We start from the raw sequence: 26,141 nt of genomic DNA, 5'->3' as shown, positions 1-26,141 counted from the left end.
AATTTTTACGCTCTCCTTACAGTTCAGCTAATGTTTTGTTAATAAAAAACCTATAATATTGTTCAATAAATATTCTTTTTGCATAACCAAAGATTTTAAAATCGCAAATAACATCCGGCACTGAGCAAAAAACAAGATTCTCAATGCCGGGAGTGTTTCATTGGATGGAAAATAACGTATGAAATTGATCAAATTAAGCGACAAGACCCAGGAGTGTATCGCAAAGTTACAAAAACAAACTGACATTCCTCTGCCATGTGATGTTTCGCAAACAGAGATCACTCTTCAGGCATTAAATACCTGGCTTGAGCGTGATTTTGCTTGCCCCAAAAATCTGCGCTTTCGCTATGAAGCGCTGAAGGCTTCATTGTTTGCCGATCTGCACCATGCCTATTTGAATGAAGAGGAACGAAAAAAGAAAAAAGAAGCAAAATCCCCTTCGCTCATTAAAAGGATGTTATTTGGTATGCTTATTATTGGCGGCGTGGTTTTTGCAGTTTGTGAGGGGTATGACGCAATCGCTTCTATTCTTGGGATGTTTAGCGCAATTCCCGCGGCTGTGGTATTTGCAGCAGGCCTTGCTTTCTCCCTCTTATCTGTTGCGGTTTTTTTTGGGTTTGACCTGCTTGAAATTTCAAAAAATCTGGATATCCCTTTAAGCCAGGCACGAGGGTTGCTTGATATTTACCTGGAGCAGGCAGAGCAGATTAAATGCGTGCGCAAAAAAATAAAATCAGCAATAGCGGAGGATTTGACACGTGAGGAGTTAGAGGAATTGCAACAATTGGTCGCCTCGTTAAAAAAGCAAAATGAGGCTCTGCAAAAATGCGGCGAGCAATATGATAAGTCTTTGCAAAACCCTTTGTTAAGAATTTTAAAATTCGTGACAGCAGCCGCAACCGGCATTTTGTATTTTGGTGGCGGTTTTTTTGCCGGGCAGGCTACAGCTACTGCGATCGCTGGATTATTCGTGGCTTCCATTTCCCCCACTTTTTGGCCGATCATTGCAACTGGTGTTGTGATTGGACTTGCCGCTTTTTGTGGTTATTGGTTTGTACAGCGCCCAGGCGTTGAAAATCTGGTGGGCCGCTGGTTTGGCCTTGATCAAGAAAAAATTGATACCTTAAAAAGTGAAGAAGTCGCAGAACAAAGTGGCAAGCTTGCCAAGCTTGAAGAACAATTACGCTTAACGATTGTGGCTTGCGATACCAGGGATAACCAGCGTGATAATGAACCATTTATTCTACCGCATACGCCCATGCATCCTGGCAACACGTTTTTCAGGCGGACGCGTTCAATGGAGGACTTGTCTTCTAGGAAGCGGTTTGATTTTGCACTAAATGTTTAATGCTATGGCCTATGGCATCTAAAGAAAGCGGAACATAGGCCAGTAATGCTTCCCCTGCTGCAGGGTCAGCATTTAATACAGTGTAATAGTCCCTGCTTTTCAGAGGCTCTTTATCGCATAATTTTATTTTCGGTGTTGGCATCCCGCTTATCATCATCGGGTGCTTGGGACAAGGGCGCCAGCCGTTTAATACTTTGATTCTGGCTGCAATGTCCCAAAGTTCTTCCGGTTCTTTCTCAAAGGCATTGGGGTAAATGGTTTTATTTAGCTGGCAGAGAAATCGATATCTATCACTGGACGACACACAGGTGAAATACATTAAGTTCTCCTGGGGGTTAGCCAGTTTATATTTCATGATTTCTGTCAGGATGAGACGCGCTGTAAGAGAGTAGAGATTGCACCCGGATTGATTGAATAGCTGGGAGCTTAAAACCTGAATGATTTTTCCACGATACTTGATTGATTGTTGCTTCGTCCGGGTAAAACCAATGATTTTGTGGTCTTTATTATAATAGACAATGAAAAACCCCTCCGCCTCCGGCTGCAGGATAAATTGCAGCTGACTTAAATTATCATAATGTTGCCTGGTGAATGCCAAAAGCGACTGCTCAAGGGATGCCGATACCTTGTGCCTGCTTCCTGCATAGAATATTTTTGAACTTATAGCGCCATACCAATCGTTCATCTTTCCTTCCCTAGAAAAATGATCAGTTAGTTAAATGTAGCTGATGTTGCGATAAAGTCAAATGGTAACTGTTGAAGTGTGCCATTACCTTAAATGTTTAAAATCTCCTTGATGAAAGGAATGGTAATTTTGCGCTGGGCAATCAGCGATGCTTCATCGAGCCGGTTTAACAAGAGCTGCAAATCATGCATGTTACGTGAAGAACGATTCAACAAAAATTGACATACAGCGGAACTCAATTCAAGGCCACGCCTTCTTGCATGTAATTTTAAGGTATTAATTTTATCATCGTCAGCCAGTTCTCGAATTTGCAACACCAACCCCCAGCTTAAGCGGGATTGCAGATCACGAAGCTTGATGGCTAAACCCTGGGGAGGATTTCGGCCTGATATGAGTAATATGGATTGATGATTATCACGGATGCGGTTGTATAAGTGGAACAGTGCTGTTTCCCAGTGATTATTGCCGGCAATCACATCAATATCGTCAATGGCTATCAAGGATTGCTGATCCAGATCACGCAGGATCTCAGGCCCCCATTCTTTTAACATGGCCAGCGGCAAATAAATGCTGGTTTGCTGTAAATGGCTTTGGCAACATGCCTGTAGAAGATGGGTTTTGCCGCACCCCCGCGAACCCCAAAGATAAAGAAATCGTTCGCCATGCCCATTTAAGGTTTGCGTTATCTCCTGATGCAGCAATGGATTGTTGTTCCAACAAAAGTCAGCCAAATTCGCTTCATCATTCAAGTGAATGGCCAAGGCTAACTGTCGGTTCATGATTACTTCTCAGTCAATATGGTAAAAGCATGTGAATTATCATGATGCAAGCGCTTAACTCCGCTGCCTTAACGCCAGCATGGATATGGGCTTTACATTATGATTTGTTTGATTGTGCTATCCAATAGGCTTTTTTTCCCCATGTCCATACGTAATCAACATAACTGCCTGCTGTAGTTAAGGCGGTCAGCCAAATCAAGACAGTAACAAAGTACGGAAAAAAAGAAAAAAAAGCAATTTCAAACAGGCAAATGGTAACCAGCAATAATTGTAGCAAGGTATTGAGCTTGCTTAAACGGGTGGGGTTAAACGTTATCTTAAGCCGTATCAGGGAATACCAGGCAATAACCCCTAAAGAAATGGTGATATCGCGTAAAAATACTAAAATGACAAGCCACCAGGGCAGTTTGCCTATTAAGGCCAGAGAAATGAAGCTTACAGCAATTAGAACTTTATCAGCCAGAGGGTCAATAAATGAACCTAAAGCGCTTTGGCAATTGAAGCGGCGGGCAATCCAGCCGTCCAAAGCATCGGTTAAGCCAGCCAGAAAAAAAATGTAGAACGCCTGTGCATATTCTTTTTGATACAGAAAAATCAAAAAAGGCACTATTAATACCAAACGGGAGATGGTCAGTATATTTGGTATGTATTGAAGAATCATGTTTTAAAACGATAATTAATTATGTTCTCACCTGGAATGTCAGGAAGGCGTTCATATTTATTATTCAACCTGTTTTCCAATAGCTCTGTTGGAATATTGAGATCAAGTGTATACAATACTGTATCAGCTGTCACGCTGTTAATACTGGTCTTCAGCACGCCAGGAATATGCTGAAGATATTCATCGAGATTCTCAAAGCTTTCTGCTGTGTCAATATGGTGGATATTGAGATAGATGGAATGCGAAGTCATTTTTCGCTCCTCAGCCACCTTAAACAGGAACTTGCTTACGCCCTTGATGCTGTAATCCCCCGCTGATTGAGCAGTGGTTTGTATGGCCTGGTTATTGCTCCATTCACCCTGAAAAAAAGCATCCCAGGACTCCCAAAGTTCTCCTTTTGAATTACTGGTGTTAAATTCAATAACAAGGACTGCTACGGGGGGATGGGGCTGGGGCAGCTTGGCGAATTTTTCGCTTATGGGCAGGCGCTCGCTGATACTCACCTCAGGTTTGGTTTTGCTCATCAGTGCAACTGTTGGATACTCCAGTTTTAACCCTTTTTTTTCAGCAGCAGTTTGGAGGGATTTAAATAATTCTGGATATTGCTCTGCTTTGGCGAAATGGCATTCAAGCCTATGTCTCATCACTACCCAGGTCTGAAGTACCGGTCTTGTCTTTATCCATGGCTGCTGGCCTGCCCGTTCCATGAGCTGGTTAATGGCTTTGGGTTCAAATTGGATATAAAGCTTGGGCCTGTGTTGCATGGTCTGATAATGGAGTGTGTGAGGCAGTGTATTCGCATTGGTTGATTGAATCACCGGGTTTTCCAAATCATTTTCGCCGGGGGTTAGCCGGTTAATGACCAGTTGCAAACCAAGTTTCAGGTTTGCCTGCAGGCTATTTTTTGCAGGGAAGTCAATGACAGCTTCATAGAGGGGGTTAGAGTTTTGGGCGCAACATGTGCCGAATAAAAAGAGAATAAACAAAAAATAATAGCGCATACATTTCCCTGTCAGGTTGAAGCTTTTGCCATGGTTTCCTGCTCATTAAAAATGCCAGAAAGCATTGCAGTTAGCAATATGTCCGAGCTCGCAGTCTAAAATAAATCTAATGATTTGGTGCGCCTTGATGGAAATTCATCTTCCATGCCTTGAAGTTCAACAAGGTTCTCTGCCTTGTTTGCATTCGGCTGAAACAGGGAGAATCTGGTTAAAGATGAATTGTTTAAAACCCCTTCAGTTCCTTGCTCGTTTTTTTCACGGCGGCGATTATCAATTGTCAATTTGCGCCGGGCTAATTTTTTCTCCGGTTCTTGCAAATTCTGCTCCTTTTCTTCGAGCGTTTGAATTTTTTTCTGAAGATCATGCAGCTGCTGGCTGTAGCGTATGCTTTGTCTTGACGGATAAACCTCAAGGCTTGGCACAGCTTCAATGCTTCGGATAGATTTTTGCAGGCTTTGCGCATAATATTCATTGATATGGGTCAAGATGGAATTTTTTGCCAGAGCGATTAACGTGATAAAAACAACAGAGCAGACAGCAACAGCAAGGCTTGGGGGAGAAAAACACCAGATTGCCACAGCAATCGTGGTCAATATTGCTGCAACAAGGCTTACCCAGGCGCCCTGGAGGCTGCGCTGATGGAAGTTTTTTTTGCGTATGAATTCTGCTTGCTTGACCCAATTGCCTTCATCTTCTTCCTGCAAGGCAGGCAGCTTTGCTAAGGCGTAAATATTTGTACCCAGTTCAAAAAGTGATTTAAACAAATCAATGCTTGCGCTTAAAACAAATAAGGTTGCGGCAGGGTATCCCATAATGCCGCCTGCCAGATAAGAAAATAAGTAGGCTGAAATCTTAAGGCCAAGGGTTAAAGATGTAAAAAACAGGGAACTGATTTTTTGGGTGAGGGATATGGTTCCACTGCTCAATGTCAAATACCAGCTCCAAACCAAGCTTAAGCTGTTGAATAGAATGCCCAGTAAAGGCAAGCTTTTCAAGACGGAGAAAGTTTTACTGAACCAGTTGATGACGAAAGGAAGAGTGCGCTTGAACCATTCGAACACCGCTTCAACGTACTGCCTTTTATAATAGATTATTCCGCCCACCATGGCAGTCAAGCCGCTGCCCAGCAACAAAAGGGGGGTCCAGTTTCTTCTGGGTTTTGTGGCTTCGATCAGTGTTAAAAGATCAGCGATTTGCTGATGGCCGCCATGAGAAAGATGAACCAACAAGTCATAAAGCGACTTGGATTTTTCCAAAAGCCTTTCATATTCGCCGCTTTGGGTTTTGGGATGAATGCCAAGAGAAATTAAAATAGCGTGGATATATGGGTCCTGTCTATCAACGGCTAAGGGCACGGCTTTATAAAGCTGCTTGGCACCTTCATTAAATTCAGCGCATTCTATTTGCAGGCGAACCCGCACCACGTCGATTGCTTCCCCATGCAGGTATTTGAGGGCAATGCGTTTTAATGTATCAGAAGAATTAGGGTTTAAAATCGCCATATTAAAGTGATTGTTATGATGCACGAATAGAATTTTCTCTCGGCTGGCAAGCGATAGCCGCTGAGAAACTCGCTATAAGCGCAAGTAAATTCACAAAAATATCAATAATATACGTGAAAAAAGGCGAGAAATAAATGCCGGTAAAAAGATCGGCCGATTGCGTTTTTGGCTTAATCAAATTTTAACCAAGCCCTGGCTGCGTTCCCTATTTGAGCAATAACGGCATCTTGCCCGGCTGTTACTGCTGATTTTCGTTTTTGCGGTAAAGCACGGCGATGCCGCCTATCATCTGCACCAGTTCAGCCTTGAGCTTATCCGCCAAATCAAGAGCGGTCGCAATCCGTTCTTCTTTTTCGATGCCGCTTATTTTGACTTTAATGAGTTCATGTGCCAGCAATGCGTTATGTGTTTCTTCAATGACGGCAGGCGTTAATCCTTTTGTGCCAAGAATCACCACAGGCTTTAAATGATGGGCCTTTGCTTTGAGCGTTTGTTTAAATGACGGTTGCATATCAGTTCCCGTAATATTGGATGGCATCGGGCAGTTTTAGCGTATTTTGCAAAAAAAATTTTGCCTGCCCCAGGTTAGGCCATGCCGGTATATTTCAAAAAAATGATAAATTATTGCACGTATTGCTGGGAAATGACAGTATTTTTCAGTATGATTAAGATAAATTAAGCATTCCAAAAAAGTACTATGCCTCGCTCCAAAAGCAGTAAACGATGGTTACAAGAGCATTTCGATGATTTTTATGTAAAAAAAGCTCAGGCTGAAGGATATCGTAGCCGGGCTATCTATAAACTTATAGAAATCAATGAGCGCGAGCACTTATTTAAGCCTGGCATGACAGTGGTTGATTTGGGAGCGGCACCTGGAGGATGGTCGCAATATGCTGCGGAATCTTTATCTGGACGGGGACAGGTTTTCGCCTTGGATATTTTACCCATGGATGAAATACCCGGCGTGCGATTTATTCAGGGTGATTTTCGTAACGATTCAGTTTTACAGCAATTGCTGACTCTGGCTCCAGCTGAAGGGGTGGATATCGTTTTGTCCGATATGGCGCCCAATATGAGCGGCTCAACCGCCATCGACATACCGAGATCCATGTTGCTTGCCGAGCTGGCTTTTGATTTTGCACAGCAAACGCTAAAGCCCGGCGGTATGCTATTATTAAAAATTTTTCATGGCGAAGGGTTTGATGGACTGGTCAAACAGATTCGGCAACATTTTAAACGTGTAGTAATCCGCAAGCCCAAGGCTTCCAGGCCTCGCTCCCGTGAAACCTATTTGCTGGCGAAGGACTATAATTTATAGTAACTTTATTATTCTTATGCCGTAGAAATACGTCCAAAAAGAGGTTAATGCTTTGAACGATATGGTAAAAAATTTGTTTTTGTGGCTGATTATTGCAATCGTGCTGGTTTCAGTTTTCAGTAATTTTGGTCCGCGCCACGCAGCCACTGAGAAAATCACCTATAGTCAGTTTCTCAAGGAAATTGATCAGGGCATGATTAATTCCGTCACCATTGAAGATAACAAAGTCATCAAAGGGGTAACGAAAAACAATCGACGCTTTGTGACTTATATGCCTGTGCAGGACAATGCCCTTCTAGGGGAACTGTTAAAAAACAATGTTGATGTCAGCGGCCAGGAAAAACAACAGGAAAGCTTCCTGCTCCATCTGTTTATAAACTGGTTTCCCATGCTGCTGCTTATTGGCGTGTGGATTTTCTTTATGCGTCAGATGCAAGGCGGCGGAGGCCGGGGCGCTATGTCTTTTGGCCGGTCAAGAGCGAGGCTATTGGGTGAAGACCAGGTCAAAGTCACTTTTGCTGATGTCGCGGGAGTGGATGAAGCAAAAGAAGAAGTCAAGGAACTGGTTGATTTTCTTCGTGATCCAACCAAGTTTCAAAAGCTTGGCGGACGTATCCCGCGCGGTGTGTTGCTTGTAGGCTCGCCTGGAACAGGTAAAACGCTATTGGCCAGGGCTGTGGCGGGCGAAGCCAAAGTGCCCTTTTTTACGATATCCGGTTCGGATTTTGTGGAAATGTTTGTTGGCGTAGGCGCATCCAGGGTGCGCGACATGTTTGAGCAAGCCAAAAAACAAGCTCCGTGCATTATTTTTATTGATGAAATTGATGCTGTGGGCCGCCATCGCGGAGCAGGCCTTGGCGGAGGTCATGATGAGCGTGAACAAACCCTGAACCAGCTCTTGGTGGAAATGGATGGCTTTGAAGGCAATGAAGGGGTCATTGTCATTGCGGCAACCAACCGCCCTGATGTTTTGGATCCTGCTTTATTGCGGCCGGGGCGTTTTGATCGCCAAGTGGTGGTGCCGCTTCCTGATATCCGTGGCCGTGAACAAATTCTTAAAGTGCATTTAAGCAAAGTTCCAGTTGAGAGCGATGTTGAAATTTTATCCATTGCCCGCGGTACGCCGGGGTTTTCAGGTGCCGATTTGGCCAATCTTGTGAATGAGGCAGCCCTGTTTGCTGCCCGGGAAAACAAACGGAAAGTAGGCATGCTGGAGCTCGATAAGGCAAAAGATAAAATCATGATGGGAGCCGAACGGCGCTCGATGGTTATGGATGAGAACGAGAAAAAACTAACTGCTTATCACGAGGCAGGCCATGCTATCGTCGGCCTTTTAGTGCCTGAACATGATCCCGTTTACAAGGTCACCATCATTCCTCGGGGGCGCGCTCTCGGTGTGACGATGTTCTTGCCCGAAATGGACAGATACAGCCACAGTAAACGCCGCCTGGAAAGCCAGCTGGCGAGCCTGTTTGGCGGCCGGGTTGCCGAAGAATTAATATTTGGTGCTGACAGTGTTACGACGGGCGCTTCTAATGATATTACCAGAGCTACGGAAATTGCGCGCAAAATGGTGATGAACTGGGGATTGTCGAGTCTTGGCCCGCTGACTTTTGGTCAGGAAGAAAATGAAGTATTCTTGGGCCGGTCTGTCAATCAGCACAAGGAGATTTCCGATAAAACCGCTCAGCAAATTGATGAGGAAGTGCGCAATATCATAGACCGCAACTATCAGCGTGCTTATCAAATACTGACGGACAACATGAATAAGCTGCACCTTATGGCCGAGGGATTAATCAAGTACGAAACACTTGATGTTAAGCAGATTAATGAAATTATGTCCGGAAAAGAGCCTTCTCCTCCTGATGATTGGGAAACCCTAAAGAAATTGGACAAGGAAAAAAAAGAGACCGAAGCTAAAAAAACTTCAGGGCAGATTGATGGAAAGCCAGTGGATGATTCTGCCGGCGGCCGCATCCATTGAGGATGCCCATTTCCTTTAGTGTGCCAAACCTGGCGTGCAATTTAACTTTTTCTTTTCTCAAACCATGATGGCGCTTTCGCCGAAGGGAAGCGGCGCATTATTTTAATTTGGGTGAAAATTCAGTGAATCAAAAGCAGTTCTTACAATGGTGCACCTCATTTAAGCCCTTATCTCCATCGCAACATGTGTGGCAGAAACCGCTGATAATGGGCATTCTTAACATAACCCCCGATTCTTTTTCTGACGGGGGGCGTTTTACGCATCCTGAATCTGCGCTAAGACGTGCGCTGTCAATGGTTGAGGAAGGTGCCGACATCATCGACATTGGCGGCGAATCGTCAAGGCCTGGGGCAGAAGCGGTAGGTCTTAATGAAGAACTTGACCGCGTCATTCCTGTTATCGAACTTATCCGCGAGAATTCGGATATTTGTATTTCTATTGATACTTATAAAGCGGGTGTGATGCGCGAAGCTGTAAGCGCAGGAGCAGCACTGGTGAACGACATTACAGCCCTTGAGAGCGTGGCAGCCCGAAAGCTTGTTGCTGAACTTAAGGTGCCGGTTTGCCTGATGCATATGCAGGGAACGCCTCAAACCATGCAAGACAAGCCTTTTTATGCGTCATCGGTGACGGATGAAATCCATCAGTTTTTTATATCGCGCATCCAACTCTGTATTGAATCAGGCATAGCGCCGGAGCAGATTATTCTTGACCCGGGATTTGGATTTGGCAAAACTGTTCGGCATAATTTACAGATTTTGCAGCGCGTAGCTGAATTTACAATGCATCAAAGACCTTTGTTATTGGGTGTTTCAAGGAAAAGCACCATAGGTGAGGTATTGCAAAAAAAAGTTGAGGAACGCATGGTAGGCAGCTTATCCGCGTCTTTATTTGCTGCGTTTGAGGGTGTATCGTTGCTTAGAACGCATGATGTCTCAGAAATGAAACAAGGGTTGCAGATGATAGACGCTATATTATCTGCATGAGATAGGCGGGATTTCCCCAATCTAATCAATCATCAATGGGTTTGATACAGAATGACACAACGAAAATATTTTGGCACTGATGGAATTCGCGGCCGCGTAGGATTATCAAATATTAATCCCGAATTTATCTTAAAGCTGGGATGGGCCGTTGGCCGTGTATTGGCTGCTGAAGGACGGCACAAAGTCATTATAGGGAAAGATACCAGGATTTCCGGCTATATGCTGGAGTCTGCGCTTGAGGCCGGGCTTTCCGCTGCCGGGGTGGATGTTCGCCTTCTCGGTCCTATGCCGACCCCCGCTATTGCCTATTTGACCCAGACGCTTCGCGCTAATGCAGGCATTGTAATTAGCGCATCGCATAACCTGTTTGAAGATAACGGCATCAAGTTCTTTTCATCTGACGGAACCAAATTACCGGACAGCATCGAGTTGCAAATAGAAGCAGAAATAGAAAAGCCTTTGCAAACCGTCCCATCGGCAAAGCTTGGAAACGCCAAGCGTATTGATGACGCGCCGGGACGATATATTGAGTTTTGTAAGTCGACTATTCCTTCGTTAACCCGCCTTTCCGGGCTAAAAATCGCGATTGACTGCGCTAATGGGGCGACCTATCACATTGCGCCCAATGTCTTTGCTGAGCTTGGGGCAGAAGTTATCGCCATGGGGAATAAGCCTGATGGCTTTAATATTAATGATCATTGCGGTTCAACTGCGCCTGAACAATTAATCAAGCTTGTATTGCAAAGCGGCGCTGATGTCGGCATTGCACTGGATGGCGATGGCGATCGCGTGGTTATGGTGGATAAACAGGGAAATCTGGTCAACGGCGATCAATTGCTCTATATCATTGCAAAAGATCGCTTTGAGAGAAATTTATTGCATGGCGGTGTGGTTGGCACATTAATGAGCAATTATGGCTTGGAAAAGGCGATAACATCCATGGGGGTCCCCTTTCAGCGTGCTCAAGTGGGGGATCGATATGTGCTTGAAATGCTGAAAGAAAAAGACTGGAGAATTGGCGGCGAGTCGTCGGGGCATATCGTCTGCCTTGATAAAACAACAACAGGAGATGGCATTGTAGCGGCGCTGCAGGTGCTGTCTATCATGATAAAACAGCAAAAGACCCTGCAGGAATTATGCAGCGGCATGACGTTAATGCCGCAGGCCCAGGTCAACATTCAAACCGGTTTGGCCGCAAAGCTGATAGCGCATTCCGAGGTAAAAAAAGCCTTTGAAGCAATCAAGGCAAAACTAAAAGATGATGGCCGCGTATTGCTTAGGCCGTCTGGCACAGAGCCTGTCCTCAGGGTTATGGTAGAGGGTTATAACGCGGAGTATGTACAAACTCTGGCAAATGAACTTAGTGAGGCAATTATCGCTGCTGAAAAACGGCAAGTTGGAGAAAACCCTTCGTTTAAAGAGCATTATTAGCCAAAAAAAATCGGGTCGAGAAGAGCATACTATGAAAAACAAGTTTGTTATGGGCAACTGGAAAATGAATGGCAATCGAAAACAGATTGCGCAATTGCTTTGCGATATTTTAAATGCTTATCCTGCAAATTCTAAGGCTCAATGCGTCCTCTTTCCGCCGGCTATCTATATCCCTTTGCTTTGCGATGTTTTGTCCGAAACGCCCATACATTGGGGGGCGCAAAATATTTACCCTAAGGATTTTGGTGCGTACACCGGCGAATTGTCAGCTGCAATGCTGCCTGATTATCAGTGTCGCTATGTGCTGGTTGGCCATTCCGAGCGCCGGCATCTGTTTCATGAAGATGAAAAATTTATTGCAGAAAAATTCCACCATGTGAAATATCATGATATGATACCGGTTCTTTGCGTGGGCGAGACGCTTGCTGAACGTGAAAAGGGCTTAACCGAAGAGGTAATCCGCCGTCAGTTGCTGGCTGTAACTGAGGCAGGCCAGAATTGTTTTAAAAACTGCGTTGTCGCATATGAGCCCGTTTGGGCAATTGGAACAGGGCAAACGGCTGCTCCGGATCAAGCTCAGGAAATTCATGCATTCATACGCGCGCAAATAGCGGAATTTGATCCGGAAGGCGCAAGGAATCTTCCAATTGTTTATGGCGGCAGCGTCAATGAACACAATGCCCGGTCGTTATTTGCCATGCCCGATATCGATGGGGGCTTGGTAGGAGGCGCATCCTTGAATGCGCTTCAGTTTGTGGAAATAGTAAAATGTATCAATTAGTATTAATGATTCATGTATTTATAGCCATTGCCATTATCGGGTTGGTGCTTATTCAGCATGGAAAAGGGGCTGACATCGGCGCTGCTTTCGGTTCCGGTGCATCAAACACGGTTTTTGGCAGCCAAGGCTCTGGAGGATTCCTATTTAAATTGACAGGTGGGTTGGCTCTGGCTTTTTTTATCACCAGCCTATTGTTGTCTTATATGGTTGCTGTACAATATCGCGCAGTCGAACAGCAAGTCATTCCGCAGCAATCGACAGCCCCGGAAAGTAAAATTCCCGTGCCGGTTGACGACCCGAAACAATAACTGAATTGCCGAAGTGGTGGAATTGGTAGACACGCCGTCTTGAGGGGGCGGTGGCGAAAGCCGTGCCGGTTCGAGTCCGGCCTTCGGTACCATATTGCGAGCAAGCGACATGATGCTATCTGAATATTTGCCTGTTCTTGTATTTTTAGTCATTGGCCTGGCTCTCGGCCTTGTGCTGATGGGTGCAGGTTCCCTGTTGTCACCGCATCAACCGGATGCTGAAAAAAACTCTCCTTATGAGTGTGGGTTTGAGGCTTTTGAAAGCTCACGCATCCCGTTTGACGTCCGCTATTATCTGGTTGCGATTTTATTCATTATTTTTGACCTGGAAACTGCTTTTTTCTTTCCCTGGGCTATGGCGTTGCGGAAAATAGGCTGGTTCGGATTTTCCGCAATGATGATCTTTCTTGGTCTCTTGGTTATTGGCTTTATCTATGAGTGGAAGCGGGGGGCTCTGGAATGGGAGTAATATCTAAGCCTGAAATTCAAAAAAACGGTTATACCACCACGACGGTTGAGAAATTGGTTAACTGGGCCAGGAGCGGTTCGATGTGGCCCATGACTTTTGGCTTGGCCTGCTGCGCCGTTGAAATGATGCATGCCGGCGCTGCCCGTTATGATCTTGATCGATTTGGGGTTTTGTTTCGCCCCAGTCCGCGCCAGTCCGATGTGATGATTGTGGCGGGTACGTTGTGCAACAAAATGGCGCCTGCATTGCGCAAGGTTTACGATCAAATGCCGGAGCCCAGGTGGGTTATCTCCATGGGATCCTGTGCGAACGGCGGCGGGTATTATCATTATTCTTATTCAGTTGTCCGCGGCTGTGATCGCATCGTTCCTGTGGACGTCTATGTGCCGGGTTGCCCGCCAACCGCCGAGGCATTGTTATATGGCATTATTCAGTTACAAAACAAAATTAAACGCAGAGCAATAATCGAGGGCTAAATCCGCTCCAATAGGTAAATCAGCCATAACACTCTGTGAGCAGCAAGGTACGAATACATGACAAAAGTCGAGCAATTAGCAGAAAATTTGCAATCGAAACTGGGGTCTGCTTTAACATCCGTTGATGTTGACTGTGCAGAAGTTACTGCAGAATGTGAAGCTGCTTCAGTAAAACATCTCCTGCAACAGTTGCGACATCATGAGGCATTTCAATTTGAGCAGCTGATTGATCTTTGCGCTGTTGATTATTTGCGCTACGGCGAATATGACTGGGAAACAGAGTCAGCAACTGAAAGCGGCTTTTCTCGAGGCGTCGAGGTTCAGGAAGCAAGGGCTTATGCGTTAAACAAACCACGTTTTGCAGTAGTCTACCATTTGCTGTCAATTTCCAAAAACCAGCGGTTAAGGGTCAAGGTGTTTCTTCACGAAAATCAGTTGGTGCTGCCTTCTGTGCACGATATCTGGAAGGCTGCAAACTGGTTTGAGCGTGAAGCTTATGATTTATATGGGGTCTTGTTCGACGGTCACCCGGATTTGCGCCGGATTTTGACTGATTATGGATTTACAGGCCATCCATTCCGTAAAGATTTTCCGTTAAGCGGGCATGTAGAAATGCGTTATGATGCAAAACTCCAAAAGGTGATTTACGAACCGGTAGATATTGTCTCAAGAACTTTGGTTCCTAAAGTTATTCGTATGGATAATCGGTATCTTGATTTAAAAGGGGGCAGCCATGATTGAGTTGCAGAACTATACCATCAATTTTGGTCCCCAGCACCCTGCAGCGCACGGCGTCCTTCGCCTGGTTTTGGAAATGGAAGGGGAAACCATTGTCCGTGCTGATCCCCATATAGGTCTTTTGCATCGCGCCACAGAAAAACTTGCTGAAACCAAGCCCTATATTCAAAGTATTGGCTATATGGACCGGTTGGATTATGTGTCCATGATGTGTAATGAACATGCCTATGTGCGAGCCATAGAGAAGCTCTTGGGGATTGAAGCTCCCATTCGCGCACAATATATCCGCACCATGTTTGATGAAGTCACGCGCATATTGAATCATTTGTTATGGCTGGGTGCTGTGGCGCTTGATATTGGCGCGATGACCGTATTTTTATACTGTTTTCGCGAGCGTGAAGACTTATTTGACTGTTATGAAGCAGTTTCCGGCGCACGCATGCATGCCACTTACTATCGCCCTGGCGGAGTTGCCAGGGACTTGCCCGATAGCATGCCGCAATACAAGCCGTCAAAATGGCACAGTGAGCGTGAAGTAGAGAAAATGAATCAAGATCGTCAAGGCAGCTTGCTCGATTTTCTCTGGGCATTCACCGAGCGCTTTCCACGCTGCGTCGATGAATATGAAACTTTGCTTACAGACAACCGTATTTGGAAACAGCGCACTGTTGACATAGGCGTTGTCTCTCCTGAAGCCGCGCTGCAATGGGGCTTTACCGGCCCAATGCTTCGAGGTTCTGGCGTTGCCTGGGATTTGCGTAAAAAACAACCTTATGCGGCATATGATAAAGTGGACTTTGACATCCCGGTCGGCAAAACAGGAGATTGTTATGATCGTTATCTTGTAAGGGTTGAAGAAATGCGTCAGTCTAACCGCATTATCAGGCAGTGCATTGAATGGCTGCGCGATAATCCGGGGCCTGTTAAACTGGATGACCATAAAATTACGCCGCCTGCCAGACGCACCATGAAGCATGATATGGAGGCCTTGATTCATCATTTTAAATTATTTACGGAAGGGTTTTGCCTGCCGCGCGGCGAAGTATACAGCGCAGTCGAAGCGCCCAAGGGGGAATTTGGAATTTATTTAATTTCAGATGGTGCAAACAAACCCTATCGGTTAAAAATTCGTGCGCCGGGTTTTGCTCATTTATCCAGCTATGATGAAATGGTCAGAGGCCATATGCTTGCAGACGGCGTCGCTATCCTTGCAAGCCAGGATATCGTTTTTGGCGAAATTGACCGTTAACAGGAACGGGATTAATTTGCCAAGGTTTGCATACAGCATATTCATTGACTGCCAAAAGGCAAGAAAATATATAGGTTAAGATATGTCTGATAATTCAGAAAAATTATTGCGCCAGTTCATGACATCTGAGCGTATGCAGGAAATTGATGATTGGGTGGCCAAATATCCTCCTGAACAAAAACAATCTGCAGTGATGAGTGCTTTGCGTATTGTTCAGGAGCAGCATGGTTATTTAACGCAGGAATTAATGGATGCGGTGGCGGAATATCTTGAAATGCCTCCTATCGCCGTATATGAAGTTTCTACTTTTTACACCATGTACGAACACAAGCCCATTGGTCGGCATTTGATCAATGTCTGCACCAATATTTCCTGCCAGTTATGTGATTCGGACAAGATTGTCAAGCATTTACAGGCAACACTTGGGATAAAGCTTGGCGAAACCACTGCTGACGGCCGTTTTACCCTGCGTTCAGTAGAATGCCTTGGCGCTTGCGTCAATGCTCCTATGATGCAGGTTAATAAAACTTACCATGAAAATCTGACGCCTGAGAAAGTTGATGAGGTTCTGGAGCAGTATCTATGAAAGTAAGTACGGGTTGTATTGATAGTATTGTCTTGCTATTGGTCAATGAATCGACTCAGAACATTATAGCGCCGGGGTATGAGGGTGATTGTCATGGTTGAAATGAATCAAGTCTGCTATAGAACCTTTCACTTGCCTAAACCATGGACTTTAGACGCCTATCTAAGCGTTGGCGGCTACACGGCGCTGAAGCGAATTTTAAAGGAGCAAACATCCCCAAAGCAGATCATTGACGAGCTGAAAACTTCAGCGTTGCGCGGACGCGGCGGTGCCGGATTTCCCACTGGTCTAAAATGGAGCTTTATGAACCGGGAGGCGCCAGTACAAAAATATGTCGTCTGCAATTCTGATGAGGGGGAGCCTGGAACCTGTAAAGACCGAGAAATTTTGCGCAACAACCCCCATCAGCTGATTGAAGGCATGGCTATCGCCGGATATGTCATGGGGGCAACTGTCGGGTATAATTATATTCGCGGCGAATTTTGGGAGCCTTTTGAGCGCATGGAAGCCGCAATCAAGGAAGCCTATAAAGAAGGCTTGCTTGGCAAAAATATTCTTGGATCTGGCTTTGACTTTGATTTACATAATCATTTGGGCGCCGGCGCATATATCTGCGGCGAAGAAACGGCCCTATTGAACTCGCTGGAAGGCAAGCGGGGCATGCCCCGCTTTAAACCGCCATTCCCTGCCAATTACGGTTTATATGGAAAACCGACCACGATTAACAATACGGAAACATTCGCCTCAGTGCCGGTAATTCTGGAAAAAGGCGGAGAATGGTTTTTAAAGCTTGGAAAACCCAACAATGGCGGGATGAAATGTTTCAGTGTCAGTGGCCATGTCAATAAGCCGGCCAATTTTGAAATTCCTTTGGGTACACCATTTAAGACCCTGCTCGAACTGGCAGGCGGCGTGCGTCAAGGACGCAAGTTGAAGGCTGTTATTCCTGGCGGTACATCAATGCCTGTGTTGCCCGGCGATGTGATGATGCAGCTTGACATGGACTATGACAGTATTCAAAAAGCGGGTTCTGGCCTTGGTTCTGGCGCCGTCATTATTATGGATGAAACAACGTGCATGGTGGATGCGCTGTATCGCATTTCGGAATTTTACATGGATGAATCCTGCGGGCAATGCACTCCCTGTCGTGAAGGTACTGGCTGGATGGTTCGTCTTTTACATCGAATCAAAGAAGGTCACGGCGAGGAAGGCGATATTGAAAAATTGGTGAATGTAGCCAATAACATCGAGGGCCGTACCATTTGTGCCTTAGGCGAAGCTGCTGCCTGGCCGGTACAGAGTTTTATCAAGCATTTTTATCATGAATTTGAGTATTTTATAAGGCACAAGAAATCCATCGTTGCATAGCTATGCTCAGTCATGAATAGTTGAGAAGGTTTAAGAATGGCGACCATTGAGATTGACGGGAAAACATTAGAAGCTGAAAGCGGGAAAATGATCATCGAAGTTGCGGACGATGCAGGTATTTACATACCTCGTTTCTGCTATCACAAAAAGCTGTCAGTGGCAGCAAATTGCCGCATGTGCCTGGTGGAAATTGAAAATGGGAGAAAGCCTGTCCCGGCCTGCGCTACGCCAATCACCAATGGGATGAAGGTTTTTACCAAATCTGAAGAAGCCATTCGTTCCCAGCAAGCCGTTATGGAATTTTTGCTCATTAACCACCCTCTCGATTGTCCGATTTGTGATCAAGGCGGTGAATGCGAATTACAGGATATTTCCATGGGGTTCGGCCATGATTCATCTGAATATAAAGAAACAAAGCGCTCAGTAGCAGATGATGATCTTGGGCCGTTAATTGCCACGGATATGACGCGCTGCATTCACTGTACCCGATGTGTGCGGTTTGGCGACGAAATTGCTGGCGTCCGCGAATTGGGGGCGACCGAGCGCGGTGAAAACATGCAAATTGGCACTTATGTGAAGCACAGCATGACTTCAGAAGTGTCTGGAAATATCATTGATTTGTGTCCTGTTGGCGCGCTGACTTCCAAGCCATTTCGCTTTACCGCAAGAGCCTGGGAGCTGGCGCAGCATGATGGCGTAGCGCCCCATGACTGTTTGGGCTCAAATATTCACTTGCATGTGCGTCGAGGCGAATTAATGCGGGTGGTGCCCAAAGAAAATGAAGCCATCAATGAAACCTGGTTGTCCGACCGGGATCGGTTTAGCTATCTTGGACTAAAGAGCAAAAACCGTGCCTCCCTCCCTATGATAAAAAGGGATGGCCAGTGGGTGGAAGCAGATTGGCAAACGGCATTGCAATTTGCCGCCGACGGCATGAGCCGAGTCATCAAACAACATGGACCTGAAGAGTTTGCCGCATTTGCTTCTCCCTCATCTACCCTTGAAGAGTTCTATTTGCTGCAAAAATTAATGCGTGAACTTGGGGTGCATAATCTTGATCACCGCTTGCAGCAGGTTGATTTTGTCGATCAGGCAGGATTGCCAATCATGCCGCGGAGTTCTTTGCCTTATAGAGAGTTGGATCAACAAAATACCATTTTATTGATAGGAAGCAATGTGGTTCGCGAAGCGCCTCTGGCTGGTGTGCGTATTCACAAGGCTTACCGAAATGGCGCTAAAATACTTGCCGTTAATCCAGTCGATTATGATTATCATTTTGGCATTGCTGAAAAAATCATAGCAGGGCCGCAAGAATTGCCGATCCAGCTGGCAAAGCTGTTATCTGCTTTAGTCGATGATCCTAAACAACTGCCAACCGAGGCACAAAAATTGCTCCTCGGTCTGAAGCCGGACGCAACTTGCCGGCGAATGGCTGATCTGCTGCGCCAACCCAATGCTGCTGTCGTGACGGGCGCGATTTGTGAAAACCATCCGCATGCGTCCCTGATGCGGACCTTCATATCCTTGATAGAACAATTAAGCGGCGCCCGGGTCTTAAGGCTGACTGCCGGAGCCAACTCAGCAGGCGCCTGGCTTGCAGGCATGGTTCCGCATCGCTCGGTTGCCGGAAAAGAAGTTGAGCATAAGGGTCTTGACGTTCAAGAAGCCCTTAAGGCGAAGCTGAAAGGATACCTATTGCTTGGCGTTGATCCCGGGTTTGATTTTGCCAATCCTTACGGCGCCAGGCAGTCCATGCTTGCTGCTGAGTTTGTGGTAGTCCTTTCAGCATATCAAAATGAGTCTCTTAAGGATTATGCAGACGTCATCCTGCCTATTGCCCCCTATGCAGAAACTTCGGGCACTTACATTAATGTTGACAGGACATGGCAAACTGTCAAAGGCGCCATGCCTCCGCACGGCGAAGCTCGCCCTGCATGGAAAATACTTCGTGTTCTCGGAAATATTTTACATTGTCCAGGATTTGATTATGTGTCAACTGAGGAAATTTACAATGAAATTAAATCCCATGCTGATTTAATGCAGGAAATCACATACACGCCTTATTTCGCTGAATCTTTACCGGAAAATGAGCATCAGATCGTGCGCGTGGGAGAGTGGCCTTTGTACCGCAGCGACGCCATTGTCCGCCACGCAACAGCACTGCAAGAGTGCGCCGCAGCCGAGGCTGCCTGCATCCGCATACATCCTGATACGGCATCCAGGTTGAAGCTTGATGAAACGGCTACTGTATCTCAAGGTGATATTGAGATAACATTGCCGCTTAAGCGTGATGAGCGTATAGCTCCCGATGTGGTTTGGGTAGCTAATGCAATGCCGGAGACGGTCGATTTGGGACATGCATTTGCTGTAATAACAATTAAGCGCTAAACAGGTAAGATTATGCTACAAGATATAGGCATTTTGCTGTGGATAATAATAAAAATTCTGGTTATCGTTATCCCTCTTTTATTGGGGGTTGCTTATCTGACTTATGCTGAACGCAAAGTAATTGGCTACATTCAAGCGAGGATTGGTCCAAATCGTGTGGGATTTCGGGGGCTTCTGCAACCTTTTGCCGATTTGATTAAGCTGATACATAAGGAAATTGTTGTTCCGACCCGCTCTAATAAATATCTCTTTATTATCGCGCCATTATTTTCCTTGGCGCCAGCGCTGGCGGGCTGGGCCGTTATTCCATTTCAGGAAGGTGTTGTCCTTGCAAATATTAATGCGGGCATTTTATATTTATTTGCCATGAGCTCGCTTGGTGTCTATGGGGTATTAATTGCGGGATGGGCATCTAACTCCAAGTATGCCATGCTTGGCGCCTTGCGTAGCGCTGCCCAAACTGTTTCCTATGAAATTGCCATGGGATTCGCATTTGTTGGGGTCTTGCTCGCCGCAGGTTCAATGAACCTCACTGAAATTGTTCATTCTCAGCAGGGAGGCATCTGGCATTGGTGGTTTGTCCCTTTGCTTCCTCTATTTCTGGTATTTTGGATTGCGGGAATTGCTGAAACAAACCGTGCGCCTTTTGACCTGGCGGAGGGTGAGTCAGAAATCGTTGCTGGTTTCCATGTGGAATATTCTGCTGTTGGGTTTGCCTTATTCTTCCTTTCAGAATATGCCAGCATGATTCTTATCTCCGCAATTCTTTCCTTGTTGTTTATGGGCGGGTGGCTATCGCCGTTTGAAGGTATTCCGCTGCTTGAAGACATATTTTTCTTTGTTCCAGGCATTATCTGGCTACTGGCAAAAATCAGCTTTTTTCTGTTTGCCTATTTGTGGATTCGGGCTACATTTCCACGATACCGTTATGATCAGCTTATGCGTCTGGGATGGAAAGTATTGATCCCGGTAACCATTGTTTGGGTGGTTGTAACTTCCCTGATGGTTACAGCCCATTTGAAACCCTGGTTTTGACGAAGCAAAAAGAGCCGCCTAATGAAAAAATTTAATCGCTATCTCAAACATTATTTGCGTAGTTTCACACTGATTGATTTGCTTTATGGGTTAAGCCTGACGCTAAAGCACTTTTTTAAGAAAAAAGTTACCGTCCAGTTTCCTGAAGAGCAAACGCCGCTGTCGCCACGATTTCGCGGACTGTTGGCATTGCGCCGTTATCCGAACGGCGAAGAGCGCTGTATCGCTTGCAAGCTTTGCGAAGCGGTTTGTCCGGCTCTTGCCATCACCATTGAGTCAGAACCGCGAGAGGATGGTTCCCGCCGCACAACCCGTTACGATATTGACATGTTTAAATGTATCAATTGCGGGCTGTGTGAAGAATCATGTCCGGTTGACTCTATCGTCGTGACGCCTATTCATCATTACCACATCAGTGAGCGTGGGCAGAATATCATGACCAAGGAAAAGCTTTTGGCGGTCGGGGACTTAATGGAAGACAAGCTGGCTCTCGATCGAGAAGCTGACAAAAAATACCGTTGACGGGGTTAAAATATGCATGAATTATTACTGCAAATCGTTTTTTATTTTTTTGCAGGCCTGACAATACTGTCAGCCTTTATGGTCATTACCCAAAACAACCCGGTCCGTTGTGTCTTATTTTTGGTTCTGGCATTTGTTGCAAGCGCAATTTTATGGATTCTCGTAAAGGCTGAATTTTTGGCCCTGATTTTGGTTCTGGTTTATGTGGGCGCGGTTATGACGCTGTTTTTATTTGTTATCATGATGCTCAATATTGATATTGAATCAATGAAAACGCAGTTTCTGCGCTATTTGCCTTTTGGCTTAATCATAGTGGCCTTGCTGGTCAGCCTGCTATTGATTGCCATACCGGAAGATGCGTTTAAAACCGGCGTTGAAATCTCGGCGGCGGCAGTGCATATCGCCGAGGAGAGCCTTGTGCCGGCGGGCGTGCCGCAGCCCGCGGCGCCTTCCAATACGGAAGCTCTGGGGCTGGTTTTATATACCGATTATGTATTGGCTTTTGAAATGGCAGCAGCTATTCTCCTGGTCGCCATTATTGCTGCCATTACATTGGTTCATCGAAATCCAATACGATCCAAGCAGCAAGATGTTACCAAGCAAATTATGACTCGCCGCCAGGATCGAGTTGAGATAATTAAGATGAAACCTGAGAACAGGGTTTAAGGAATATTGCATGATACCGGTTATAAATTATCTGACGCTGAGCGCGATTGTTTTTGGCTTGAGTTTGGTAGGCATTATCATCAATCGCCGAAATATCATTCTCTTGCTGGTTTGCGTGGAATTAATGTTGCTGGCCGTGAATACAAACTTTGTTGCTTTTTCTCATTATTACAATGCCACCGCTGGCGAAATATTTGTTTTCTTTATTTTAACTGTTGCTGCAGCTGAAGCCGCGATTGGCTTGGCGATTGTGGTGTTGCTCTATCGCAACCGCGGCAATATTGATGTCAATAAACTGAATCATTTAAAAGGGTAACGACGTGAGCATATTACAGTGTTGTTTGATTATCGTACTCGCTCCACTAGCCGGCAGCATTATATCTGGTTTTTTTCGCCATCAGATTGGCCGCGCTGGCGCCCATGGCATCACTATTGCGGGCGTCACCATGTCTTTTTTGTTTTCTATATATGTAGCCGTAATGATTCTCAGCGCGGCGGCGCAACCAATCAACATGAATTTATACACCTGGGCAAACGGGGGAGATATTTTTCCATACGCCTTTCATATCGGCTTTATGATTGACCCTCTTTCTGTTGTTATGATGGTTATCGTCACTTTTGTATCCCTGCTGGTTCATATTTATAGCATTGGTTATATGGCAGACGATGATGGCTATCAGCGGTTTTTCAGCTACATTTCTCTCTTTACATTTATGATGCTCATGCTGGTCACGGCCAATAATTTTTTGCAATTATTCTTTGGTTGGGAAGGTGTTGGGCTTGTTTCTTATTTATTAATTGGTTTCTGGTATCAGAAGGAATCAGCAATACAGGGCAGCTTAAAAGCTTTTCTGGTGAACCGCGTTGGGGATTTTGGCTTTATCCTGGGTATTGCGCTGGTACTGGCTTACGTCGGCAGCCTTGATTATACAACGGTATTTAATCAGGCTGAGTCGCTCGCCCAGCAGACGACTGAGATATTTCAAGGGGCTTCCTGGTCAGTGATTACCGTTATCTGCTTTCTTTTATTTATTGGAGCGATGGGCAAGTCCGCACAAATTCCCTTACATGTCTGGCTGCCAGAGTCAATGGAAGGCCCTACTCCTATTTCGGCTTTGATTCATGCTGCAACCATGGTTACGGCCGGGGTATTTATGGTAGCACGCATTTCACCCATGATAGAGTACTCAACCACAGCTTTAAGCTTTGTTTTGGTCATTGGGGCGACAGGCGCGTTATTCACCGGTATTCTGGCGCTTGTTATGAACGATATCAAACGGGTTGTTGCGTACTCTACTTTATCTCAGCTGGGGTATATGATGGTAGCGATGGGCGCATCCGCATTCAGCGCCGGTATTTTTCACCTGCTGACTCATGCTTGCTTCAAAGCATTGCTGTTCCTTGCCGCGGGTTCAGTCATTATTGGTATGCATCACGAGCAGGATATGCGCAAAATGGGCGGCTTATGGCGAAAAATGCCTATTACCTACGTGACTTTTCTGATCGGCAGCCTGGCGCTTTGCGCGATTCCTCCATTTGCAGGATTCTACTCGAAAGACACGATTATCGAAGCAGCACAGCTATCTGAGATTCCTGGAAGCGGTTATGCTTATTTTTGTGTGGCGGTAGGTGCTATGGTTACAGCGTTATATACATTTCGAGCGTTTTTTATGACATTTCATGGGGAGCCGCGCATGGATGAGAAAACGTTCGCCCATGTCCACGAGTCACCATGGGTGGTATGGGTGCCGCTTGTCTTATTGGCAATTCCATCAGTCATATTGGGTTATGTATTGTATATGCCTATGTTATTTGACAAGCCTACGCTTTTGGCCCCTTCTCTTTTTGTGTTGCCTCAATATAATGTTTTGGCCGAATTGGCTCATGAAGTGGCGTCTCCGCTTCAGTCTGCCCTGCACGCCGTATATTCTCCGGTATTCTGGTTGACAGCAGGCGGTATTTTCATTGCCTGGTTATGCTATATTGTCTTGCCTGCAATTCCTGGGTTATTAAGCAAGATGTTTCGCTATATCTACTTGATTTTAGTGAATAAATATGGATTTGACGCATTTAATGATCTTGTTTTTGTCCGCGGAGCAAAAGGGATAGGCCGTATTCTGTACTCTGTCGGAGATCAAAAACTAATTGATGGATTGTTTGTTAATGGGTCTGCGCGCATGGTTAGCTGGATGTCATCCAAAACGCGCGCGATGCAAAGTGGTTATTTGTACCATTACATTACCGTGATGGTATTAAGCCTGCTGGGTTTTCTTTGCTGGTTGCTCCTTGGTTAAATTTTACTTCAAGCTGTTTCTGAAAATTGCTAGAGAAATATATAAGGTGAGGGTATGCATCATTTGCTCAATTTACTGATTTGGTTGCCGATAATCGGCGGTGTATTTGTATTCCTCACGGGCGATGACAAGAATCCAAATGTATCGCGATTTCTGTCTTTATTCACTGTATTATTGACTTTAATCATCTGCATTCCGCTGGTCATTGGTTTTGATACAAATACGTTTAGCATGCAGTATGTCGATGAAATTGAATGGATGCCAAGCTTGGGAATTCGCTATAGCCTGGGCATTGATGGTTTATCCCTGCTGCTTATCGTGCTGACAGTTTTCACAAATTTAATCGTCATTCTTGCCACCTGGGACAGTGTCAAAAGGAAAGTTGGCCAGTATATGGCTGCCTTTTTAATCATGCAGGGACTTTTGGCTGGTGTCTTTGCTTCTCTTGATGCTATTGTTTTTTATATCTTCTGGGAGGCAACGCTTATTCCCATGTACCTTATTATCGGTATCTGGGGTTCAAGCAACAGAGTATATGCAGCCATCAAATTCTTTCTATATACGTTTCTCGGTTCAGTTTTGATGCTCGCCTCTTTTCTTTACCTGGGCTATCTGGCCGGAACTTTTAAAATTGAAACACTTTATGCGGTTAAACTTGGCATGACTGCGCAAACTTTAATATTTATTGCCTTTTTCCTGGGTTTTGCTATCAAGATTCCCATGTTTCCAGTCCACACCTGGTTACCTGATGCACATACAGAAGCGCCCGCGGGCGGCTCCATCGTGCTTGCTGCCATCTTGCTAAAATTAGGCGCTTACGGATTTATCCGCTTTGCCTTGCCCATCGTTCCTGATGCCTGTGCGCAATATGCCCCTCTCATGGTGATTCTTTCCCTGATTGCCGTGGTATATATCGGACTGGTCGCTATTATCCAGCAGGACATGAAACGTTTGATTGCCTATTCGTCTATATCGCATATGGGCTTTGTCACTTTGGGTTGTTTTGCAGTTTTTTTGATCGCTGAAAAGACAGGACTTCGGCAAGCTGGTTTAGTGCTGGAAGGCGCGGTTGTAGTGATGGTATCCCATGCCTTTGTTTCCGGCGCAATGTTTGCCGGCGTAGGTTATATATATGATCGCATGCATACAAGGCAAATTAAGGATTTTGGCGGAATAGTTAACACAATGCCGATATTTGCCTCATTTTTTATGCTGTTCGCCATGGCCAATGCCGGGCTGCCGGGCACATCGGGCTTTGTAGGCGAATTTATGGTAATTCTTGGCAGTATTAAGGCAGGATTCTGGATCGCCTTCTGGGCTGCCACAACCCTTATTGTCGGCGCTGCCTATACTTTGTGGATGTATAAGCGGGTGATATTTGGGCCAGTGAATAACAAGCGGGTTGCGGAGCTGAAAGATATATCACGGTTTGAATTGAGCGCGTATATATTATTGGCCGTAATGGTCGTTGGGTTTGGAGTTTACCCTAAACCAATGCTTGATTATGTTCATCACACGGTCAGCTATACGCTGGCTCAGGCAGATAAATCCAAGCTGCAGTAATCA

The 26,141-nt window shown here is 45.5% G+C and carries 26 protein-coding genes and 1 tRNA gene; 21 read left to right on the top strand and 6 right to left on the bottom strand.

What is annotated here, in order from left to right:
• The first annotated feature begins 178 nt into the window (after positions 1 to 178).
• On the top strand, positions 179 to 1,348 hold the full coding sequence (locus Llon_RS09835) for a hypothetical protein (protein ID WP_058529886.1): 1,170 nt from the start codon (positions 179 to 181) through the stop codon (positions 1,346 to 1,348).
• On the opposite strand, the gene Llon_RS09830 is transcribed toward Llon_RS09835, so the two are convergent.
• The 6 genes from Llon_RS09830 to Llon_RS09805 all read right to left on the bottom strand — a co-directional run bounded on the left by Llon_RS09830 (position 1,314) and on the right by Llon_RS09805 (position 6,487).
• On the bottom strand, positions 1,314 to 2,033 hold the full coding sequence (locus Llon_RS09830; RefSeq protein ID WP_058529885.1) for a hypothetical protein: 720 nt from the start codon (positions 2,031 to 2,033) through the stop codon (positions 1,314 to 1,316). The two genes, Llon_RS09835 and Llon_RS09830, sit on opposite strands and share 35 nt — an antisense overlap.
• Positions 2,034 to 2,122: 89 nt before the next feature.
• Positions 2,123 to 2,812, bottom strand: a complete 690-nt coding sequence (gene hda, locus Llon_RS09825) for a DnaA regulatory inactivator Hda (protein WP_058529884.1) — start codon at positions 2,810 to 2,812, stop codon at positions 2,123 to 2,125.
• Between the two features lie 97 nt (positions 2,813 to 2,909).
• Complete coding sequence (locus Llon_RS09820; protein ID WP_058529883.1) at positions 2,910 to 3,473, bottom strand: CDP-alcohol phosphatidyltransferase family protein; 564 nt, start codon at positions 3,471 to 3,473, stop codon at positions 2,910 to 2,912.
• Entirely contained in the window at positions 3,470 to 4,474 is a 1,005-nt protein-coding gene (locus tag Llon_RS09815) for a DUF2066 domain-containing protein (RefSeq protein ID WP_058529882.1), read from the bottom strand. The genes Llon_RS09820 and Llon_RS09815 overlap by 4 nt, the downstream gene beginning before the upstream one ends.
• Positions 4,475 to 4,569: 95 nt before the next feature.
• Positions 4,570 to 5,976: a hypothetical protein gene (locus Llon_RS09810; protein WP_058529881.1), complete on the bottom strand. Its 1,407-nt coding sequence runs from the start codon at positions 5,974 to 5,976 to the stop codon at positions 4,570 to 4,572.
• Between the two features lie 238 nt (positions 5,977 to 6,214).
• Entirely contained in the window at positions 6,215 to 6,487 is a 273-nt protein-coding gene (locus Llon_RS09805) for a YhbY family RNA-binding protein (protein ID WP_058530076.1), read from the bottom strand.
• Between the two features lie 186 nt (positions 6,488 to 6,673).
• On the opposite strand from Llon_RS09805, the gene rlmE reads away from it, so the two are divergent.
• From rlmE to Llon_RS09705, 20 genes are all read left to right on the top strand, one after another.
• Entirely contained in the window at positions 6,674 to 7,294 is a 621-nt protein-coding gene (gene rlmE, locus Llon_RS09800; protein ID WP_058529880.1) for a 23S rRNA (uridine(2552)-2'-O)-methyltransferase RlmE, read from the top strand.
• 61 nt (positions 7,295 to 7,355) lie between these two features.
• Complete coding sequence (gene ftsH, locus Llon_RS09795) at positions 7,356 to 9,278, top strand: ATP-dependent zinc metalloprotease FtsH (protein ID WP_058529879.1); 1,923 nt, start codon at positions 7,356 to 7,358, stop codon at positions 9,276 to 9,278.
• Positions 9,279 to 9,400: 122 nt separating this feature from the next.
• Complete coding sequence (gene folP, locus Llon_RS09790; RefSeq protein ID WP_337589094.1) at positions 9,401 to 10,264, top strand: dihydropteroate synthase; 864 nt, start codon at positions 9,401 to 9,403, stop codon at positions 10,262 to 10,264.
• 51 nt (positions 10,265 to 10,315) lie between these two features.
• Positions 10,316 to 11,695 carry a phosphoglucosamine mutase gene (gene glmM, locus Llon_RS09785; RefSeq protein WP_058529877.1) on the top strand — a complete coding sequence of 460 codons (1,380 nt, stop codon included), beginning with the start codon at positions 10,316 to 10,318 and terminating at the stop codon, positions 11,693 to 11,695.
• A gap of 31 nt (positions 11,696 to 11,726) precedes the next feature.
• Positions 11,727 to 12,476, top strand: coding sequence for a triose-phosphate isomerase (tpiA, locus tag Llon_RS09780; protein WP_058529876.1), 750 nt, complete (start codon positions 11,727 to 11,729; stop codon positions 12,474 to 12,476).
• Positions 12,464 to 12,784, top strand: coding sequence for a preprotein translocase subunit SecG (gene secG, locus Llon_RS09775; protein ID WP_058529875.1), 321 nt, complete (start codon positions 12,464 to 12,466; stop codon positions 12,782 to 12,784). The genes tpiA and secG overlap by 13 nt, the downstream gene beginning before the upstream one ends.
• A 7-nt stretch (positions 12,785 to 12,791) precedes the next feature.
• Positions 12,792 to 12,876, top strand: a tRNA-Leu gene (locus tag Llon_RS09770).
• A gap of 20 nt (positions 12,877 to 12,896) precedes the next feature.
• Positions 12,897 to 13,253, top strand: a complete 357-nt coding sequence (locus Llon_RS09765; protein WP_058530075.1) for an NADH-quinone oxidoreductase subunit A — start codon at positions 12,897 to 12,899, stop codon at positions 13,251 to 13,253.
• Positions 13,244 to 13,729: a NuoB/complex I 20 kDa subunit family protein gene (locus Llon_RS09760; RefSeq protein ID WP_115336818.1), complete on the top strand. Its 486-nt coding sequence runs from the start codon at positions 13,244 to 13,246 to the stop codon at positions 13,727 to 13,729. The genes Llon_RS09765 and Llon_RS09760 overlap by 10 nt, the downstream gene beginning before the upstream one ends.
• Positions 13,730 to 13,786: 57 nt before the next feature.
• Entirely contained in the window at positions 13,787 to 14,470 is a 684-nt protein-coding gene (locus Llon_RS09755; RefSeq protein WP_058529874.1) for an NADH-quinone oxidoreductase subunit C, read from the top strand.
• Positions 14,463 to 15,716 carry an NADH-quinone oxidoreductase subunit D gene (locus Llon_RS09750; protein WP_058529873.1) on the top strand — a complete coding sequence of 418 codons (1,254 nt, stop codon included), beginning with the start codon at positions 14,463 to 14,465 and terminating at the stop codon, positions 15,714 to 15,716. Before Llon_RS09755 ends, Llon_RS09750 begins: the two co-directional genes overlap by 8 nt.
• Positions 15,717 to 15,798: 82 nt before the next feature.
• The gene (nuoE, locus tag Llon_RS09745; RefSeq protein ID WP_058529872.1) at positions 15,799 to 16,302 is read left to right on the top strand and encodes an NADH-quinone oxidoreductase subunit NuoE; all 504 of its coding nucleotides are present in this window, start codon (positions 15,799 to 15,801) and stop codon (positions 16,300 to 16,302) included.
• A gap of 93 nt (positions 16,303 to 16,395) precedes the next feature.
• Positions 16,396 to 17,670 (top strand): NADH-quinone oxidoreductase subunit NuoF, encoded by a 1,275-nt coding sequence (gene nuoF, locus Llon_RS09740; RefSeq protein ID WP_058530073.1) that lies wholly within the window; start codon positions 16,396 to 16,398, stop codon positions 17,668 to 17,670.
• 36 nt (positions 17,671 to 17,706) lie between these two features.
• Positions 17,707 to 20,058, top strand: a complete 2,352-nt coding sequence (gene nuoG / locus Llon_RS09735) for an NADH-quinone oxidoreductase subunit NuoG (protein ID WP_058529871.1) — start codon at positions 17,707 to 17,709, stop codon at positions 20,056 to 20,058.
• Between the two features lie 12 nt (positions 20,059 to 20,070).
• A complete protein-coding gene (nuoH, locus tag Llon_RS09730) occupies positions 20,071 to 21,093 on the top strand; it encodes an NADH-quinone oxidoreductase subunit NuoH (protein WP_058529870.1) in 1,023 nt (340 codons plus the stop codon).
• A 21-nt stretch (positions 21,094 to 21,114) separates the two neighbouring features.
• Complete coding sequence (nuoI, locus tag Llon_RS09725; RefSeq protein WP_058529869.1) at positions 21,115 to 21,615, top strand: NADH-quinone oxidoreductase subunit NuoI; 501 nt, start codon at positions 21,115 to 21,117, stop codon at positions 21,613 to 21,615.
• Between the two features lie 12 nt (positions 21,616 to 21,627).
• Positions 21,628 to 22,281: an NADH-quinone oxidoreductase subunit J gene (locus tag Llon_RS09720; protein ID WP_058529868.1), complete on the top strand. Its 654-nt coding sequence runs from the start codon at positions 21,628 to 21,630 to the stop codon at positions 22,279 to 22,281.
• Between the two features lie 10 nt (positions 22,282 to 22,291).
• Positions 22,292 to 22,597 (top strand): NADH-quinone oxidoreductase subunit NuoK, encoded by a 306-nt coding sequence (gene nuoK / locus Llon_RS09715; RefSeq protein ID WP_058529867.1) that lies wholly within the window; start codon positions 22,292 to 22,294, stop codon positions 22,595 to 22,597.
• Positions 22,598 to 22,601: 4 nt separating this feature from the next.
• Positions 22,602 to 24,575 carry an NADH-quinone oxidoreductase subunit L gene (gene nuoL / locus Llon_RS09710; protein ID WP_058529866.1) on the top strand — a complete coding sequence of 658 codons (1,974 nt, stop codon included), beginning with the start codon at positions 22,602 to 22,604 and terminating at the stop codon, positions 24,573 to 24,575.
• A gap of 54 nt (positions 24,576 to 24,629) precedes the next feature.
• Positions 24,630 to 26,138, top strand: coding sequence for a complex I subunit 4 family protein (locus Llon_RS09705; RefSeq protein ID WP_058529865.1), 1,509 nt, complete (start codon positions 24,630 to 24,632; stop codon positions 26,136 to 26,138).
• Positions 26,139 to 26,141 lie beyond the last annotated feature (3 nt).

The organism is Legionella londiniensis (genome assembly GCF_001467825.1).
In the GTDB taxonomy this organism is placed as follows: Bacteria; Pseudomonadota; Gammaproteobacteria; order Legionellales; family Legionellaceae; genus Legionella_A; species Legionella_A londiniensis.
The sequence above is the reverse complement of the archived record's forward strand: the minus strand, read 5'-3'. Positions and strand labels throughout refer to the sequence as shown.

What these genes read in the sequence shown, in the direction of transcription:
- Llon_RS09810 (WP_058529881.1), bottom strand. Translation starts at nt 5,976, where the DNA reads ATGGCGATTTTAAACCCTAATTCTTCTGATACATTAAAACGCATTGCC.
- hda (WP_058529884.1), bottom strand. Translation starts at nt 2,812, where the DNA reads ATGAACCGACAGTTAGCCTTGGCCATTCACTTGAATGATGAAGCGAAT.
- glmM (WP_058529877.1), top strand. Translation starts at nt 10,316, where the DNA reads ATGACACAACGAAAATATTTTGGCACTGATGGAATTCGCGGCCGCGTA.
- Llon_RS09755 (WP_058529874.1), top strand. Translation starts at nt 13,787, where the DNA reads ATGACAAAAGTCGAGCAATTAGCAGAAAATTTGCAATCGAAACTGGGG.
- Llon_RS09760 (WP_115336818.1), top strand. Translation starts at nt 13,244, where the DNA reads ATGGGAGTAATATCTAAGCCTGAAATTCAAAAAAACGGTTATACCACC.
- Llon_RS09750 (WP_058529873.1), top strand. Translation starts at nt 14,463, where the DNA reads ATGATTGAGTTGCAGAACTATACCATCAATTTTGGTCCCCAGCACCCT.
- nuoI (WP_058529869.1), top strand. Translation starts at nt 21,115, where the DNA reads ATGAAAAAATTTAATCGCTATCTCAAACATTATTTGCGTAGTTTCACA.
- Llon_RS09830 (WP_058529885.1), bottom strand. Translation starts at nt 2,033, where the DNA reads ATGAACGATTGGTATGGCGCTATAAGTTCAAAAATATTCTATGCAGGA.
- Llon_RS09835 (WP_058529886.1), top strand. Translation starts at nt 179, where the DNA reads ATGAAATTGATCAAATTAAGCGACAAGACCCAGGAGTGTATCGCAAAG.
- nuoH (WP_058529870.1), top strand. Translation starts at nt 20,071, where the DNA reads ATGCTACAAGATATAGGCATTTTGCTGTGGATAATAATAAAAATTCTG.
- tpiA (WP_058529876.1), top strand. Translation starts at nt 11,727, where the DNA reads ATGAAAAACAAGTTTGTTATGGGCAACTGGAAAATGAATGGCAATCGA.
- nuoF (WP_058530073.1), top strand. Translation starts at nt 16,396, where the DNA reads ATGGTTGAAATGAATCAAGTCTGCTATAGAACCTTTCACTTGCCTAAA.
- Llon_RS09720 (WP_058529868.1), top strand. Translation starts at nt 21,628, where the DNA reads ATGCATGAATTATTACTGCAAATCGTTTTTTATTTTTTTGCAGGCCTG.
- nuoK (WP_058529867.1), top strand. Translation starts at nt 22,292, where the DNA reads ATGATACCGGTTATAAATTATCTGACGCTGAGCGCGATTGTTTTTGGC.
- secG (WP_058529875.1), top strand. Translation starts at nt 12,464, where the DNA reads ATGTATCAATTAGTATTAATGATTCATGTATTTATAGCCATTGCCATT.
- nuoE (WP_058529872.1), top strand. Translation starts at nt 15,799, where the DNA reads ATGTCTGATAATTCAGAAAAATTATTGCGCCAGTTCATGACATCTGAG.
- Llon_RS09805 (WP_058530076.1), bottom strand. Translation starts at nt 6,487, where the DNA reads ATGCAACCGTCATTTAAACAAACGCTCAAAGCAAAGGCCCATCATTTA.
- nuoG (WP_058529871.1), top strand. Translation starts at nt 17,707, where the DNA reads ATGGCGACCATTGAGATTGACGGGAAAACATTAGAAGCTGAAAGCGGG.
- rlmE (WP_058529880.1), top strand. Translation starts at nt 6,674, where the DNA reads ATGCCTCGCTCCAAAAGCAGTAAACGATGGTTACAAGAGCATTTCGAT.
- Llon_RS09765 (WP_058530075.1), top strand. Translation starts at nt 12,897, where the DNA reads ATGCTATCTGAATATTTGCCTGTTCTTGTATTTTTAGTCATTGGCCTG.
- Llon_RS09815 (WP_058529882.1), bottom strand. Translation starts at nt 4,474, where the DNA reads ATGCGCTATTATTTTTTGTTTATTCTCTTTTTATTCGGCACATGTTGC.
- Llon_RS09820 (WP_058529883.1), bottom strand. Translation starts at nt 3,473, where the DNA reads ATGATTCTTCAATACATACCAAATATACTGACCATCTCCCGTTTGGTA.
- ftsH (WP_058529879.1), top strand. Translation starts at nt 7,356, where the DNA reads ATGGTAAAAAATTTGTTTTTGTGGCTGATTATTGCAATCGTGCTGGTT.
- Llon_RS09705 (WP_058529865.1), top strand. Translation starts at nt 24,630, where the DNA reads ATGCATCATTTGCTCAATTTACTGATTTGGTTGCCGATAATCGGCGGT.